This is a genomic window from Amycolatopsis decaplanina DSM 44594 (assembly GCF_000342005.1).
Lineage (GTDB): Bacteria > Actinomycetota > Actinomycetes > Mycobacteriales > Pseudonocardiaceae > Amycolatopsis > Amycolatopsis decaplanina.
On record NZ_AOHO01000066.1, the window covers coordinates 1 to 14536 of the forward strand.

General features: G+C 68.6%; 18 protein-coding genes. 6 read left to right on the plus strand and 12 right to left on the minus strand.

The genetic code is table 11. The annotated features are described in order from the left end of the window. Positions 1-94 precede the first annotated feature (94 nt). From H074_RS24445 to H074_RS24460, 4 genes are all read right to left on the minus strand, one after another. Entirely contained in the window at positions 95-562 is a 468-nt protein-coding gene (locus H074_RS24445) for a hypothetical protein (protein ID WP_007032747.1), read from the minus strand. Then, complete coding sequence (locus H074_RS24450) at positions 563-835, minus strand: DUF1905 domain-containing protein (protein ID WP_007032748.1); 273 nt, start codon at positions 833-835, stop codon at positions 563-565. A gap of 39 nt (positions 836-874) precedes the next feature. Further along, positions 875-1381 (minus strand): flavodoxin domain-containing protein, encoded by a 507-nt coding sequence (locus H074_RS24455; RefSeq protein ID WP_039923321.1) that lies wholly within the window; start codon positions 1379-1381, stop codon positions 875-877. A gap of 88 nt (positions 1382-1469) precedes the next feature. Next, entirely contained in the window at positions 1470-2678 is a 1209-nt protein-coding gene (locus H074_RS24460) for a nitric oxide synthase oxygenase (RefSeq protein ID WP_007032750.1), read from the minus strand. Between the two features lie 375 nt (positions 2679-3053). Between H074_RS24460 and H074_RS24465 the strand changes: the two genes are divergently transcribed. Both H074_RS24465 and H074_RS24470 read left to right on the plus strand, forming a co-directional pair. After that, a complete protein-coding gene (locus H074_RS24465) occupies positions 3054-4070 on the plus strand; it encodes a CobW family GTP-binding protein (protein WP_007032751.1) in 1017 nt (338 codons plus the stop codon). Between the two features lie 327 nt (positions 4071-4397). Further along, the gene (locus H074_RS24470) at positions 4398-4664 is read left to right on the plus strand and encodes a hypothetical protein (RefSeq protein ID WP_039923322.1); all 267 of its coding nucleotides are present in this window, start codon (positions 4398-4400) and stop codon (positions 4662-4664) included. A 25-nt stretch (positions 4665-4689) separates the two neighbouring features. Here the strand turns inward: H074_RS24470 and ligD are convergent, their stop codons facing one another. Genes ligD through H074_RS24485 form a run of 3 tightly spaced genes read right to left on the minus strand, consistent with a single transcriptional unit; the run spans position 4690 to position 7958 of the window. Next, a complete protein-coding gene (gene ligD, locus H074_RS24475) occupies positions 4690-5691 on the minus strand; it encodes a non-homologous end-joining DNA ligase (RefSeq protein WP_007032753.1) in 1002 nt (333 codons plus the stop codon). Beyond that, a complete protein-coding gene (locus tag H074_RS24480; RefSeq protein ID WP_007032754.1) occupies positions 5688-6767 on the minus strand; it encodes an ATP-dependent DNA ligase in 1080 nt (359 codons plus the stop codon). The genes ligD and H074_RS24480 overlap by 4 nt, the downstream gene beginning before the upstream one ends. Before the next feature lie 39 nt (positions 6768-6806). Then, the gene (locus H074_RS24485; RefSeq protein WP_083920492.1) at positions 6807-7958 is read right to left on the minus strand and encodes a DUF1015 family protein; all 1152 of its coding nucleotides are present in this window, start codon (positions 7956-7958) and stop codon (positions 6807-6809) included. Between the two features lie 189 nt (positions 7959-8147). Between H074_RS24485 and H074_RS42470 the strand changes: the two genes are divergently transcribed. Both H074_RS42470 and H074_RS42475 read left to right on the plus strand, forming a co-directional pair. Beyond that, a complete protein-coding gene (locus tag H074_RS42470; protein ID WP_476692305.1) occupies positions 8148-8897 on the plus strand; it encodes an MFS transporter in 750 nt (249 codons plus the stop codon). Positions 8898-8929: 32 nt separating this feature from the next. Continuing rightward, entirely contained in the window at positions 8930-9592 is a 663-nt protein-coding gene (locus tag H074_RS42475) for an MFS transporter (RefSeq protein ID WP_476692306.1), read from the plus strand. A 190-nt stretch (positions 9593-9782) separates the two neighbouring features. Here H074_RS42475 and H074_RS24495 read toward each other — a convergent pair whose 3' ends face one another. Further along, positions 9783-10673 (minus strand): TIGR03854 family LLM class F420-dependent oxidoreductase, encoded by an 891-nt coding sequence (locus H074_RS24495; RefSeq protein WP_007032756.1) that lies wholly within the window; start codon positions 10671-10673, stop codon positions 9783-9785. 159 nt (positions 10674-10832) lie between these two features. Here H074_RS24495 and H074_RS24500 point away from each other — a divergent pair, with 159 nt between their 5' ends. Further along, positions 10833-11579: a thioesterase II family protein gene (locus H074_RS24500; RefSeq protein ID WP_200865816.1), complete on the plus strand. Its 747-nt coding sequence runs from the start codon at positions 10833-10835 to the stop codon at positions 11577-11579. Here H074_RS24500 and H074_RS24505 read toward each other — a convergent pair. The 3 genes from H074_RS24505 to H074_RS24515 form a co-directional block, all read right to left on the minus strand. Then, a complete protein-coding gene (locus H074_RS24505; protein WP_007032758.1) occupies positions 11569-11748 on the minus strand; it encodes a LuxR C-terminal-related transcriptional regulator in 180 nt (59 codons plus the stop codon). The two genes, H074_RS24500 and H074_RS24505, sit on opposite strands and share 11 nt — an antisense overlap. A gap of 58 nt (positions 11749-11806) precedes the next feature. Further along, the gene (locus tag H074_RS24510; protein ID WP_007032759.1) at positions 11807-12238 is read right to left on the minus strand and encodes a DUF6292 family protein; all 432 of its coding nucleotides are present in this window, start codon (positions 12236-12238) and stop codon (positions 11807-11809) included. 100 nt (positions 12239-12338) lie between these two features. Continuing rightward, a complete protein-coding gene (locus H074_RS24515; RefSeq protein ID WP_039923320.1) occupies positions 12339-12782 on the minus strand; it encodes a MarR family winged helix-turn-helix transcriptional regulator in 444 nt (147 codons plus the stop codon). 115 nt (positions 12783-12897) lie between these two features. On the opposite strand from H074_RS24515, the gene H074_RS24520 reads away from it, so the two are divergent. Next, positions 12898-13290 (plus strand): DUF5313 family protein, encoded by a 393-nt coding sequence (locus H074_RS24520; protein ID WP_007032761.1) that lies wholly within the window; start codon positions 12898-12900, stop codon positions 13288-13290. A 119-nt stretch (positions 13291-13409) separates the two neighbouring features. On the opposite strand, the gene H074_RS41665 is transcribed toward H074_RS24520, so the two are convergent. Next, complete coding sequence (locus H074_RS41665; protein ID WP_235096866.1) at positions 13410-13712, minus strand: hypothetical protein; 303 nt, start codon at positions 13710-13712, stop codon at positions 13410-13412. Between the last annotated feature and the right edge of the window lie 824 nt (positions 13713-14536).

The window sequence follows — 14536 nt, forward strand, 5'->3', positions numbered from 1 at the left end:
TCAAGATCACTAGCAGAGGCCCGACCCATACCCGCAACCGGCATCAAAGACAGGCTCTTACCACTCACGAGCCCCACCTACGGCGCGTCACCCATCACTTCGGGGGGCGCAGCCGCGGGGAAAGCTTGGTGAGCGCCAATTCCTCCAGCCGGCTCGAGATCTCGGCGAGTCCCGCGTCGAACCGGTCCAGATCCACCCCCTTGCCGGACAGGTCCTCGCGGACGTGCTTCTCGACCTTCGCCCAGTCGTTGCGGTACCTGGTGGCGAGTTCCTTCCACGGCACGCCTTCCAGCCCGGCGGTGAGGCCGCTGTCGTAGCCGAGCACGCCGCGCGCCATCAGGTACGCGATGCCCGGGTAGCCGAGATAACCCTGCCAGTAGGACCCGTTGTCGTTGGCCGTGATCGACCCCGCGGCCGGATCGTGGCGGACGTCGTACGTCTTGGCCTTGTCCGACGACGCGACGCGCGCCGTGTCACCGTCGATCTCGACCCGTCCGTCGGCCACCGCGCCGAGCGCCTCGTAGATCTTGATGACCGGGGACGGCTTCCATTCCGCGGCCACTCAGCCCTCGAGCCGTTCGAGCAGGACGATGTCGACGGTGTCGCCCTCCTCTTTGCCGATCGCCTTGCGCACGTCGGCCTTCACCGGCAGCTTGTGGGTGCCGTCGCCCAACGCCATGAACGAACTCCGGAACGGATGTCCGTCGATGGTCCCGCGCACCTTCACCAGTCCCCTGGTGCCGAAGAACTCGGCGGAGCCGGGCATGACCACATACGTCCAGCCGCCCTTCTCCGGGCTCTTGAGCAGCTTCGCGGTGAACTGTTTTTTGTCCATGAAGCCACCCTACGACAGGGCACCGACGAAACCAGTGCCTCAGAGGGTGACTCGGATGCGCACGCGGCGGCCGACATCGCGCGCCCACGCCCGGATCGACGGCCAGTCGCGGAAATCGCCCGCCCACGGGCCCGCGGCCATGGCCTTCCAGAACAGGCCGCTCGCGGTGGCCGGGGTGAGCCTGCCGCCGAAGGTGGCCGTGCGCTCGGCGTCGATCCTCGCGGCCAGCAGGGCGACTCCCGCGGGCAGGCTCACCCGTTTGCCCGCGGCGCGTGGTCCGCAAGGCCCGCTGTGGAACAACCAGACCGGACGCCTCCGGAGCGCTTCCTCGTGCTCGGCGAGCAGGCGCACCGCCTCCGGGCGCCAGCGCCGGTGGTGCAGCGCGCTCCCGACGATCACCGCGCCGTACGGCTCGACGTCTTCGACCTCGGCCGCGTCCAGCAGATCGGCCGTCAGACCGACTTCCCGCAGTTCGGCGGCGATCACCTCGGCGATCTCCCTTGTCCCGCCGGACTTGCCTGCGTGGGCGACGAGCACTGCGGTCATGCCGCCATTGTCCGCGCGGCCGCAACCCGTGCCACCGTTCAGCCCATCGACACGCCGCATCCGGCTCACCTCTTCACCCGTCGGAGCGCTACCCGGGAGGCAGGAACGCCGGCCTCACGGCCGGATCGGGTTCGTCGTAGTAGCGGTGGAACACGGCGGTCTGGCCGCCGGACAGCGGCGGGACGATCCAGCTCCACTCGGCCTGACAACGGCGGCCCGCGCGCTCCTCCTTGGCGATGTGCGTGAGGAACCGCCGCGATTCGGTGTGGTGGTCGGCGACGGTCACGCCCGCCGCGTCGAAGGAGTGCTGGACGGCCAGCGTCAGTTCGACCAGCGTGCGATCGCGCCACAGGGTGCGTTCCGACTTCGTCGACAGGCCCATCAGGTCCGCGATCACCGGCAGCAGGTCGTAGCGGTCGGTGTCGGCCAGGTTGCGCGCGCCGACCTCGGTGGCGAGATACCAGCCGTTGAACGGCGCCGCGGGGTAGGTGATCCCGCCGATGACCAGCCGCATGTTGCTGATCGCCGGTACCGCGTGCCAGCGCAGCCCGAGCCCGGCGAACCATCGGTGGTCGGGATGCGACAACGGAACCTCCAGCACGGCGTCCGACGGCAGCCGGAACAGGCGCCGCTCCCCCGGTTCGGACTCGATGAGCAGCGGGAGAACGTCGAAGGAGCCCTTGCGCTCGGGTGGGCGCCAGCCGTGCTCCTGGACGGTCTCGGTGAAGTCGGCGTGGCGCGGGTCGCCCAGCACCGAGCCGTCGCTGAGCCGATAACCCGCATACCGGATGAGCTGGTCGTTGTGGATCTTCGGACCGGGCCCCGCCGGTCCGTCCGGCGCGAACACGGTGATGGTCGAGCGGATCCGGCCACCCCGGGTCGCCTCACGCAAATGGGTGACGCACTCGTCGGCGATGGCGGCGGCGCCTTCGACGTCGCGGCGGTCCCGCACCTTCAACCCCTGCCAGTACAGCCTGCCGATGCACCGGGCGGAGTTCCGCCAGGCCACCCGGGCGCCGAACTCGACCTCGGCCGTCGTGTGCCGGTAGGTGCCGGTCGTGTCGATCTCGGCGCGGACCCGGTCCAGCCGCTCACGCAGTCGCTCGGGGCCGCCTTCCGTCTCGGCGTGGAAGAGCCGGAGGAAGTCCTCCGCCTCGGCCACGTCCACGCTCCGTTCCCGCGGCCGCGCCTCCGGAGGCAAGCGAGGGATATCCGTCTCCCGCGTGCAGGCCGTCGATACCTCGGCCTCCCACTCCTCGAATTCGACGCCTGCACCGGCGGCGGGAACGACCACCATTCCTCCTGCACTCGGAAATGCCCGGAGGATCACGCCTGATCGGCGAGCCGGCCGGGTCCGGACCAGAGGAATGACGATACCCCACAGAAAGACCACCACGATCCACCAAATGGCAGAAGCTTCGACCACGACGTCATTTCGGCAGGCAGAAAGCTTAATGACGACAATATTTGGAATTGAGTGCGACCTCGCGGGATATTCACCGAATTACAGCGCGCGAATTGATCACGACCGGTCAAGATCACTTTACGATCGTCATTGATCACTCTTTCGAGCGTATTTGCCCGCCGGCTCTTCTGTTCATTACCCGGACCGGTGTATTGCCCCGTGCCCACCGTCGCTAGAGTGCGGGGAGCTCCGACGGAAAGGAAAATCGTGGTCGACAGGCGGATTCCGGTCATCCTGGTCGCGGGCTTCCTCGGCTCAGGCAAGACCACCCTGCTCAACCACCTGCTGGCCAACCGGCAGGGTGCGCGGATCGGGGTCGTGGTCAACGACTTCGGCAGCATCGCGGTCGACGCGATGGCCGTCTCCGGCCAGGTCGACACCATGATGTCGTTCGGCAACGGCTGCCTGTGCTGCGCCGTCGACGCGAGCGGCCTCGACGCCATGCTCGCGAAGCTCTCCGAAGCCGAGACCGGCATCGACGTCATCGTGATCGAAGCCAGCGGGCTCGCCGAACCGCGTGACCTCATCCGCCTCATGATCGCCAGCGAGAACCCCGCCATCGCCTACGGCGGCCTGGTCGAACTCGTCGACGCCGCCGAGTTCGAGGCGACCAGGAAGCGGCACCCGGAACTGGACGAGCATCTCGGGTTCGCCGACCTGGTCGTGCTCAACAAGACCGACCGGACCGACGAGAACACCCTGGCCAAACTGCGCGGCACGATCGACGAGATCGCGCCCGGCACGCCGGTGATCGCGACCTCCCACGGCCGGATCGACCCCACCCTGTTCTTCGACGCCCGGCCGCGCGAACGGGCGGGCCAACTGTCGTTCGACGACCTCCGCGCGGAGGAGCACGACCACGAGCACCACTTCCACACCGCGTACGACAGCGTCGCCTTCACCACCGAACGGCCGCTGGCCCCGCGACGGCTGATGGACTTCCTCGAACAGCGCCCCGGCGGGCTCTACCGGATCAAGGGTTTCCTCGACTTCGGCCCGAACGGCCCTCGGTCCCGGTTCGGTCTGCACACGGTGGGCTCGTTCATCCAGCTGGAACGGTCGGCGTGGCCGTCCGGCCTGCCGCGCCGGAGCGAATTGGTGCTGATCGGCTCGGGGATCGACACCGAGGCCGTCACCGCGCGCCTCGAGGAGTGCGTCGCGGACGATCCCGACGTCGTCGACGAGCGGGGCATGGTGCGCGTGCTGCGGTTCATCCAGGACTGAGCCAGCCTCGGCAAGGGATCTTCGCGAGCTACTCGTAGGCGTAACCGTCTTCGTAGTCGAGATGCAAGGTGAGCCAGAGCTGCTCGTATCCTCTCTGCCCTTCCAGGCACAGTGCGAAAATCTTGCCTCGTCGGCCTGTTGCGAGACTTGACGCACCCCGTAGTTCTCGAACGAGCCTCCATTCCGGCGTATATGTCGTTATACATTCTTTAGTGGACGGTCGCCACGCCGAAAGGAGCGAAATACCGGGAATGGTGTCGAGTCTCATTGAAACTGGACGGTGGAAGGAATCTCGAGCTGGACCACCTGTATCGGGAGGACAGTTCCATGACGAACACCGCCGGACGCTGGTATCTGGTCGGCGCGCTGCCGGAGGACTCTCCCGCCGCGCATCTGATGACCCGCTCCGAAGACCTCCGCTACCGGCGTTCCGCCTGCGGGGACAAGGAATCCCGCATGTGGACGCCGGTGGATCTCACCACCACCGACGTCGCCCCGTGCCCGCGTTGCGCCGTGACCCTGCCGGGCCACCGGTCCACCCGCAAGGCCGAACCCGCCGCGAACACGCAACTCGCTTTCGACCTGCCGCTCTGACCGCATTCAGAGAACGAAACGCGAACTACTCCTTCTTCGCCCTGCTCGGCGCCACCCGGGGTGGTTCGTTCGGCATCTTCGGGTAGACGGGTGGCCAAGGGGCGTCCATCAGCCCGCTCGCCATGTCTTTCCCGGACATTTCCAGCAGCGGTTCGATCGACTGCGGTTTCGTTCCCGCCCAAGGGTCTCCGCGTTCGGTGAGACGGGCGGGAACAGTGGACAGAGTGAGCTTGTCCGGCTCGACGGTCTCCAGTTCGTCCCAGCCGATCGGCGTAGACACCTGCCCGCCGACCCGCGGCCGCACGCACCACGCGCCGAACACCGTCTTGTGCGGCGCGTTCTGGTTGAAGTCGACGAACACCCGGGAGCCGCGTTCTTCCTTCCACCACTGCGCTGTCATCTCCGCCGGGTGCCGGCGTTCGAGTTCGCGAGCGAGCGCGACGGCGGCCGCGCGGACCTCGTAGCCGTCCCACTTCGGTTCCAGCGGCACGTAGAGATGCAGGCCACGCGAGCCCGAGGTCTTCACCTGCGCGGTGATGCCCAGTTCCTCGAGCAACGCCTTCGTCAGGACGGCGCCATGCCGCAATTCGGGGAACCCGATCCCCGGCGACGGGTCGAGGTCGATGCGCAACTGGTCGCTGATGTCCGGCGCGTCGGCCCTGTTCGGCCATACGTGGAAGCCGAGGCAGCCCTGGTTCACCGCCCAGACGACGTGCGCGAGGTCCTTCGCCACGAGCGCGTCCGAAGTGGTCCCGTTCGGTGTGGACACCACCGTCGTGGTCAGCCAGCCGGGCGCGTTCTTCGGCACCCTCTTCTGAAACCACGACTTGCCGCCCGCGCCGTCGGGATAGCGCTCCAGCAGCAAGGGCCTGCCGCCGAGCTGCGCCAGCAGCGGGCCCGAGACCGCGCGGTAGTACTCGATGAGGTCCAGTTTGGTCTCGCCGTGCTCCGGGAAGTAGACCTTGCCCGGATTGGACACCGTGACCTCGACGCCGTCGAGGTCCAGCGTGACCGGCTCCGCTTTCATGTTTCCCCCAGCTCGGTGAACAACGTGGCCAGCTCGGCGGGCGGGACCTCTTCGAGCTGCGCGTACGTGCACGAGGCAGGCTCACGGTCGGGACGGAAGCGCACGAGCCTCCCCCCGTGGCGGAACCGCGTGCCCTCGACGTGTTCGTAGCGGACCTCGGCGACCCACTCGATGCGCACAGGCTCCCAGCTCAGGTCCTTCTTCGGCGCCCATCGGCTGCCCGCGCCCGGCATCCGGCCGCCCGCCTCCTCGTGGGCCTCGGCCCACTCGCGCCAGGGATGGTTTTCCAGCGCGTTCTCGCGCAGCGGCGCGAGTTCGTCCACCAGCTCACGACGCCTCGCGGCCGTGAAACTGCTGGCCACACCCACATGGTTCAGGACGCCTTCGTCGTCGTAGAGCCCGAGCAGCAGCGACCCGATGCCAACACCGTCCTTGTGCCACCGGAATCCGGCGACGACACAGTCCGCGGTCCGCTGGTGCTTGACCTTCCACATCACCCGCTTGTCCTGTTCGTACGGTGCGTCGGCGGGTTTGGCCATCACGCCGTCGAAGCCCGCGCCCTCGAAGCGGGTGAACCAGTCCTGGGCGACGTCGGGATCCTCGGACAGCGGGGTGAGGTGCACCCTGGCGAACTCCGTGTCGACGACGCTTTCGAGCAGCTTCCGCCGCTCCCCGAACGGTTCCGGCGTCAGATCCCGGTCGCCGAGGGCGAGCAGGTCGAACACCACGAAACTGGCCGGTGTCTCCTCGGCCAGTTTGGTCACCCTGGACGCCGCCGGGTGCAAGCGCAGCTGGAGCGCCTCGAAGTCGAGCCCGCCCTCGGTGACCAGCACGATCTCCCCGTCGACGACACAGCGCTCGGGCAGCGCGTCCTTGAGCAGCTCGACCAGCTCGGGGAAATACCTCGTCAGCGGCCTGTCGTTGCGAGAGCCCAGGACGACCTCGTCACCGTCGCGGAACACCACACAGCGGAAGCCGTCCCACTTCGGCTCGTACAGCAGGCCCGGCGTGCGCGGCAGTTCGTGCACGGCCTTGGCCAGCATCGGCTTGACGGGTGGCATCACGGGCAATTCCACGAGGTGATCCTAAGCCGCGTCACCGACAAAAGCGCGGCGCTAGAGCTCGGCCAGCAGGAGACCGCTGCGGGGTTTCGGCGTGAAATAGGTGGCCTTCCTCGGCATCCGAAGCCCGGCCGCGTGCACGGCGAGCACCTCCGCGTACGGGACCGGGGCCAGCAGCAGTACCGCGTCCGCGTCTTCGGGTACCGGCGCGCCCGGCAGCAACGGGCGCACGTTCGGCCCTTCCGGATCGACGCCGAGCGCCCCGCGGAGCAGTTCCTGCTCGACCACCGCGTGGTCTCCGCCCGCCTTGCCGAGCGACACCCGGAAGGCCGATTCCCCCGCCAGTATGGTCACCTCGCCCGCCTCGGCCGGTGGGCCCGGCGGCCCGGGATGGACGTCGAACCCCGCTTCCGTCCATCGCCGCATCAGCGTCGCCGCGTCGAGACCGGTGCCGGCGAGCACCCGGTGGATCGGCCCGATCCGCAGCCCCGGTCCACCGGTGACCAGCGCCAGCAACGCGCCGCGGCCCGACGCCGCGGCGGCCGCGACGCGATGATTGCCGTCCGCGACCAGGAGATCGAGCCCGTCCAGGGCCGCCAGCAGCTCGTCCTGTTCCTCCCCGGGACCGGCGAGCCACAGTTCGTGCTTGCGGCCCGCGGCGTCCATTGTGGAAAGGCCGGGCACCTGCCCCCGGCAGATCCGTTCGATCAGCGCGGTCAGCTCGGGGCCGCCGGTCGCGGGGACCAGCATCGCGGCACTCGTCGCGACACCGAGTCCGGCGAGCATGGCGGCCCGCTCCGCGACGACGTCCGGATAGACGTCCTCGGTGTGCCGGACCCGGGTCAAGCCGTCGTCCCGGACCGCGGCCGGGTCGACCAGGCACAGCACGCCCAGCGCGACACCGTCCGGTCCGTCGACGCGATACGGCGCGACGACCCCGGCGACCGGGCGATAGTGCCGCTCGCGGATACGCGCGAACGTCGCCCTGGCCTGCGGCAACGCCGCCTCGATCGAGAGGCCGCCCGCCAGCGCGGCCGGGGTCCTTGCCGGATGCTGGACCGCCAGCAGACTGTCGCCGCGCGCCCCGGCGAGCGCGGTGGCCACCCGGTCCGGGTCGGCGAACTCGTCGACGTCGGGCCCGGGGACGGTGTCACGGACAACCCAGCCACGGTCGATCGGGCGGATCCAGGTGCTCATCCGATCCATTTTGCGGGATAGCTCACGGAAATAATCGGTCCCATGACCGGGTGTCTTCGTGGAATGCTTACCCATGCGAAACAGTTGACGCCCTTCATGAGCCCGAGGAGAGCACCGCAGATGACCACCCCGGCCCCGGTCGCCGCGAAGGAAGGGGTCGGTTTCCGGTCCGAACGCGGCCCCGTCCTGATCGCCGTGATGCTGTGTTCCGGCCTGATCGCGCTGGACTCGACCATCATCGCCACGGCGGTGCCCTCGGTGGTCGCCGATCTGGGCGGGTTCTCGCAGTTCCCGTGGCTGTTCTCGATCTATCTGCTGACCCAGGCGGTCACCGTTCCGCTGTACGGCAAGTTCGCCGACGTGCTCGGCAGGCGCCCGGTGATGTTCTTCGGGATCGCGGCGTTCCTGCTGGGCTCGGTGCTGTGCGGCGCGGCCTGGAGCATGCCGGTGCTGATCGCCGCCCGCGCGGTGCAGGGCATCGGCGCGGGCGCCATCCAGCCGATCGCGCTGACCATGGTCGGCGACATGTACACCGTCGAGGAACGCGCCAGGGTGCAGGGCTATCTCGCCAGCGTCTGGGCCATCTCGTCGGTGGTCGGGCCGACGCTGGGCGGGGTGTTCGCCGAGTACCTCGACTGGCGCTGGATCTTCTTCATCAACCTGCCGCTCGGCGCGCTCGCGGCGTGGATGCTGTTCCGGAACTTCCGCGAGCGCGTCGAACGCCGCTCGCACCGCATCGACTACCTCGGCGCCACGCTGCTCACCCTCGGCTGTTCGCTGCTGATCCTCGGCCTGCTGGAGGGCGGGGTCGCCTGGGGCTGGGCGTCCGCGCCGAGCCTGGCGATCTTCGCCGCCGCGGCGGTGCTGCTGGTGGTGTTCGCGTTCGTGGAACGCAAGGCCGAGGAACCGGTGCTGCCGCTGTGGNGATCTTCACCAAACGGACGCTGATCGGCGGGAACCTGGTCGCCGTCGTCGTCGGCATGCTGCTGATGGGCCTCACCTCGTACCTGCCGACCTTCTCGCAGGGTGTGCTCGGCACCGGGGCGCTCGTCGCCGGATTCGCGCTGGCGGCGCTGACCGTCGGCTGGCCGATCTCGGCGTCGCTGGCGGGCCGGGTCTACATGCGGATCGGGTTCCGGGACACCGCGCTGATCGGCAGCGGGATCGTCATCGCGGGCGCGGCGCTCACTGTGTTCCTGGCGGCAGGGTCGTCGATCTGGCTGGCGGCCGCGGCGGCGTTCGTCCTCGGGATCGGGCTGGGCCTGGCGTCGAGTCCGACGTTGATCGCCGTGCAGTCCACCATCGGCTGGGAACGCCGCGGTGTCGTCACCGCGACCAACATGTTCAGCCGCTCACTGGGCAGTGCCGTCGGCGTGGCGATGTTCGGCGCGATCGCGAACGCCACCCTGGCGAACCGCTTCGCCAACCCGCCCGACGGCGTCACCGGTCTGCCGTCCGGCGTCGACGCGACCAGCGTCGTCCTGGAGGGCGACGGCCCGGACACCCCGACGACGACGTTCGTGCGTGACGCCCTCGCGGACGCCACGCACCATGTCTTCCTGGCGATGCTGGTGGTCGCCGTGCTCAGCGTCGGCGCGCTGCTGCTGATGCCTCGGCGGACCGAAGAGCTTAAGTTCGACTAGGGCGTGTTTCATAAGCCTGTTCGATGGGCTTCGTGATCCAGGTGGTTCCTGGCGGTGCGGCGGGATCGCCCTCGTACCGGGTCGTACTCGGGCGCATCCCGCCGTGCCGCCAGGGACCGCCTGGGCGCGAAGACCGCGAACTTGGCTTATGAAACACGCCCTAACCGGCGAGCACGACCCCGTGACCCACTCAGTTCTGCAGCGGGACGGCGTGCTCGACGAAGTTCCCGACGAATCGCTCGATCGGCTCCGGCCCGGCCGGGTACAGGACGAACTTGCTCAGTCCGGCGTCGATGTACTCGGCGACCAGGTCGCGGGCTGCGCTCCAACTGCCCGCGACCAGCCGGGACGGGTCCGCGCCGGACCGTGCCGCGACCGAAGCCGCGAGCGCGTCCGGGATCCCGTCCTCCGCCACGAGGAGGCTGATGCCGAAATGGTCGGCCTCGACCTCTCGGTCCGCCTCGGCTGCGGCCTCCTGGATCGCCTCGCGGCCGGCACGCGCCTCCTCCGGTGTGAGGAAACTGGCCAGCCAGCCGTCCGCGAGCCTGCCGACCCGCCGTAGCGCGCCAGGTGCCTTCCCGCCGAGCCAGAGGTCGAGCCGTTTGACCGGGCTCATGCCGAGACCCGTGCCCTCGACGCGGAAGAACTCGCCCTCGAAGGTCACCTCTTCCTGCTCCAGCAAGGCCCTGATCAGCCGCAACGACTCGTCGAACACCGCGGCGCGGCGGCCCTGCGGCACCGGGAACAAAGGCAGTTCCGCGTCACGCGCGGGCTTCAAACCGAAGACCGGCAGGACCCGTTTCGGTGCGAGCGCGGCGAGTGAGGCGAGCTGTTTGGCGACCAGGACCGGGTCACGGCCGGGCAGCACCATCACGCCGGTGCCGACCTTCAGTTTCGTGGTGCGGGCGAGCGCGTGCGTCAGCCCGACGACCGGATCGATCCTGGGCGAGTACACCGCCTCGGGCAGCCAGAGCGAATCGACGCCTGCCCGCTCCAGCAGATCGACCGCGGCGCCGAACTCCCCTGGCGCCGTCCCGGTTCCCAGCCCGGCACCGATCCTGATCTTCAGGTCCTCCGCCACACTCGCTCCCTTCCGCCGGCCCGTGGACGCGGGCCGGCGTCCAGTGTTCCCACCCGGCCCCGGCGTGAACAAGCCCGCACAAGCATGGACTCGCCCCGCGAATCCCCCGTACATTCCAGTGTCGTGCGGGCCTTTCCCGCGCGGATTGGGGGATTTTCGATGGCAGGGCAGGCTCTACGCGGCTGGACACGATGCTTCCATCCGGCGCCGTCGGCCGGGATGCGGCTCCTCGCCTTCCCGCACGCCGGCGGATCGGCGAGCGCGTACCGCTCGCTTTCGGCGGCTCTCTCATCCACCGTCGAGGTGTACACCGCTCAGTACCCGGGACGGCAGGACCGCATGGGCGAGCCGGTCATCGACGACCTGCACGTCCTTTCCGAGCAACTGGTGGACGTCGCCGCCGCGCTCCCGAAACCCTTCGCCCTCTTCGGGCACAGCATGGGCGCCATCGTCGCCTTCGAGGTCGCCCGGCGGCTCGAAGCGCGGGGCCTCGTTCCGGCGGCGCTGTTCGTCTCGGCCCGCCGCGGTCCGGACGTGCAGAAGGAGAAGTCGCACCACCTCGCCGACGACGACACCTTCCTCAAGGAGGTCAGCCGTCTCGGTGGCACGGACCCCACGATCTTCGACGACCCGGACATCCGCGCGCTCGCGTTGCCCGCGCTGCCCGGCGACTACAAGGCCGTCGAGACCTATCGCTACCGGCCCGGCCCCGACGTGAGCTGCCCGGTCGTGGCACTCGCCGGGAACGCGGACCCGGTCCTGAACTTGCCGGACGTCGAAAACTGGCGCGAGCACACCGCCGGCTCCTTCGAGATGGAGGTGTTCGAGGGCGGTCACTTCTTCCTCGAAGACAACCTCGACGCCGTCGTCGCGCGCATCCTCGGCAAGCTGACCGTCAGTCCCTGAGGCCTTCCCTTCTCGCCCACGCGACGACCTCGGTCCGGTTCGCCAGGCCCAGTTCCGCCAGGATGTTCCGGACGTGGCTTTCCACCGTACGTTCGGAAGGCACCGGCTTCTCGGCGATCCGGCGGTCGCTCAGCGCGTTGAGGCGGGCGGCCGATCGATCTCCGCGCACCGAAGTTCCTGATCGGCAGGGAAATCCCGATCGCGCTCGACGTCGCCCCGCCGGGTGATCAGGCCCAGGCAGCGAGTTCCTTGGCGAGTGAGGAAGGTCCGGTGGCGGTGCGCAACGCCGGGGGACCGGGCCAGCAGTCCTGGTGGTCGCCGGTGCGGAGGGTATCGGCGAAGCGGGCCACCAGCCGCGGGTGCGACGCCACCGTCCGGCCGCCGAGGTAGGCGACGACGACGTGGTGGTCGTCGTCCGAATGGGTCGCCACGGCGGCCGACCAGCCATGCTCCTCGTGCCACATCAGGTCGACATCGCGCTCGGGGAAGCCGGGAAGACGCCAGTTCAGCCTCATCATGGCGGTGACCGGGCCGGTGAGGTCGGCCGTGCACGAATCCATCCGTATCCCCAGTGCCGCGGCCACGTCCTCCAGGTAGGCGTTCAGCCTGGTCATGAGCTCCAGACCTGCTTCCGTGGGCGCGGGGGTCGAGGTGGTCACAGTCCCTCATCTTCCTGTCACTTTGGGTTGGCGTGACGGGAATTACCCACCCTGGCGCGGCTTCACACCCTCATTTCGTCACACCCCGGTTTCGGTTCGCTCAAGCCGTGGCTTCGATGACGCGGGTCAATGCCTTGTGCAGCGCCTCCAGCTCGGAGACCTCCATGCCGAGCTTCTCCACGACGCGGTATGGGATCTTTTCCGCCTCCGCGCGCAGCGCGCGACCGGATTCCGTCAGTTCGACCGTCAGCAGCCGCTCGTCCTCGGAGCTGCGCCTGCGAGTGACGTAACCGATCGTTTCCAGCCGCTTGAGCAGCGGTGACAGCGTCGCGGGCTCGGCACGCAGGGCGGTGCTCAGATCCTTGACCGCCTGCGGGCCCTGCTCCCACAGCGCCAGCATGACCAGGTACTGCGGATGGGTGAGCCCATGGGGTTCCAGGAGCGGGCGGTAGATGGCGATGACGCTGCGCGACGCGACCGACAACGCGAAACACACCTGACGCTCCAGCGCGAGCGGATCCTCGCCCAGATCGATCGACTTCATCTCTCGCCCCTCCGAACTCATGCCGCCGATCCTAGCCGTGGCATGCGTGACACTAATGTTTAGTGTACTAATCATTAGTGTACTGTGACGGGACATCGAAGGAAGGAGTCGCCTGATGCCCCGCAAGCGCCCGGACGTGTTCCGCTGGCTGTGGTACTCACTCGGCGGCAGGCTGTCCGAGCGCTACCACGACTGGATCCTCCACGACGCGACCACCGGGAGCTGGCGCTGGCGGCACGTCGCCCGCAGCACGGTGATGATCGCCCCGCTCTGCGCGGTATGGCTGCTCCTGCCCGGCCCGCTCCCCCTGCGGCTGGCGATCGTGCTGATGGCCGCGCTCGTGGCGTACTTCTACTCGATGGCCTACATGGAGGAGAGCATCGAGCACCGGCTCGCCAAGAACGGATTCCCGCCGGGCATCGGCCGCCGGACCCGCGCGGAGGCCGCCGCGGTCGCGGAAGCCGAGGTGACCGAGCGATACCTCGCGCGATACCGCGACCAGGCCTGATCCCCGCTACCCCCAGCGCCCTCGCTGCCCCAGCGTTGCCGGTGTCGCGAAAGCCACTTTCGCGACACCTGATGTCCCGAAAGTGGCTTTCGCGACACCGAAGCGCGGCCGCCCGCTGGTCAGGCCACCCGACGCATACGCGCCTCGGCGGCACGGTGCGCGGCTACGAGTTCGGCGGCCACCCGCTTCGGTTCCGTTCGCAAGCGGCTGGGCAAGGTCTGGAGGACCGCGATACCGGCGGCTGCATACCTGGCGTTTCTCGCCACCGTCGCCGCGTACTGCTGCTTGCCGAAGTGGAAGTCGTACGAATCGATCTCCCAGGCCAGGCCTGCCGGTACGAAGTAGCCATCGGAAGTCGCGATGTACTCGCCGTTTTCGTCTCGTAGCTCGTGATTCCACAAGGGCTCCGGCAAACCGCTCATCCGCCAGACCCTCATCGCGTCGACCTCCGCGGCCGAGCGGGCCGTCGGCGATCCGGTGCAACGCCTCGCGCGGGATCGCGGTGCCACGGCTGCTCCCGGCGTCGAGTTCGGCGAACAGCTCCGGAATGCTCACACCCCGCTGCACAGCCTCGGCCAGCAGAGCGGAAATCTCTTGCCGCGAACCGAGCCGACGACACTCGTCGAGGACCGACCTGACCAGAGGTGCCAGCGGCACCCCGCTGGACACCACCGCCTGCGGCAGCCGGATCGTCCGTTCGATGATCACGTGCCCGGAACTGCCGACCTTGTGCTCGAGGGGAACCAGAAGGTGAACCCGAAAGGCACCGTTCGGCAGCATTTTCAATCCCTGCCGGCGGCACGAGGTCGCTCCCGTCACTACCGCGTCCGGCCCGGCGTACAGGAGGGCTGCATCAACCAGTTGGCGGCGGCTCGGCTCGCCGGAGTTCAGCATCAAGACTCCCGGCAGCAGTCGGCGCCACCGCTTTCCCGGACGACACCGGCGATAACAGGTCCTCGACGGAACACCGAGTCCCCCGAGCCGCGCGACGGTGATCACGCCACCACGGCTGTGTTGATAGAGCCCTTCGGGGTCTCGGACCCAGTCTCCAGGTTTCACCCCACGATCGTCGGCCCCTTCAGCCCTCGGTCGCCAGCACCATTCGCCCGACCTGTGGACAACTCGCCACACCAGTCCCACTGTGGACAACTCTGCGGTGTCTACAACTCCGTGGTGTCGCGAAAGCCACAGTGATGATGATGTGTGTGGACGGAGACCTTGCAGGGTCTGGCCCGGAAAGCCACTG

Excerpts from the sequence above, each read along its gene's own strand:
- H074_RS24450 (WP_007032748.1), bottom strand. The coding sequence starts at position 835 with ATGGACAAAAAACAGTTCACCGCGAAGCTGCTCAAGAGCCCGGAGAAG.
- H074_RS24455 (WP_039923321.1), bottom strand. The coding sequence starts at position 1,381 with ATGACCGCAGTGCTCGTCGCCCACGCAGGCAAGTCCGGCGGGACAAGG.
- H074_RS24460 (WP_007032750.1), bottom strand. The coding sequence starts at position 2,678 with ATGGTGGTCGTTCCCGCCGCCGGTGCAGGCGTCGAATTCGAGGAGTGG.
- H074_RS24470 (WP_039923322.1), top strand. The coding sequence starts at position 4,398 with ATGACGAACACCGCCGGACGCTGGTATCTGGTCGGCGCGCTGCCGGAG.
- ligD (WP_007032753.1), bottom strand. The coding sequence starts at position 5,691 with ATGAAAGCGGAGCCGGTCACGCTGGACCTCGACGGCGTCGAGGTCACG.
- H074_RS24485 (WP_083920492.1), bottom strand. The coding sequence starts at position 7,958 with ATGGATCGGATGAGCACCTGGATCCGCCCGATCGACCGTGGCTGGGTT.
- H074_RS42475 (WP_476692306.1), top strand. The coding sequence starts at position 8,930 with ATGCTGCTGATGGGCCTCACCTCGTACCTGCCGACCTTCTCGCAGGGT.
- H074_RS24500 (WP_200865816.1), top strand. The coding sequence starts at position 10,833 with ATGGCAGGGCAGGCTCTACGCGGCTGGACACGATGCTTCCATCCGGCG.
- H074_RS24515 (WP_039923320.1), bottom strand. The coding sequence starts at position 12,782 with ATGAAGTCGATCGATCTGGGCGAGGATCCGCTCGCGCTGGAGCGTCAG.
- H074_RS24520 (WP_007032761.1), top strand. The coding sequence starts at position 12,898 with ATGCCCCGCAAGCGCCCGGACGTGTTCCGCTGGCTGTGGTACTCACTC.
- H074_RS41665 (WP_235096866.1), bottom strand. The coding sequence starts at position 13,712 with ATGAGCGGTTTGCCGGAGCCCTTGTGGAATCACGAGCTACGAGACGAA.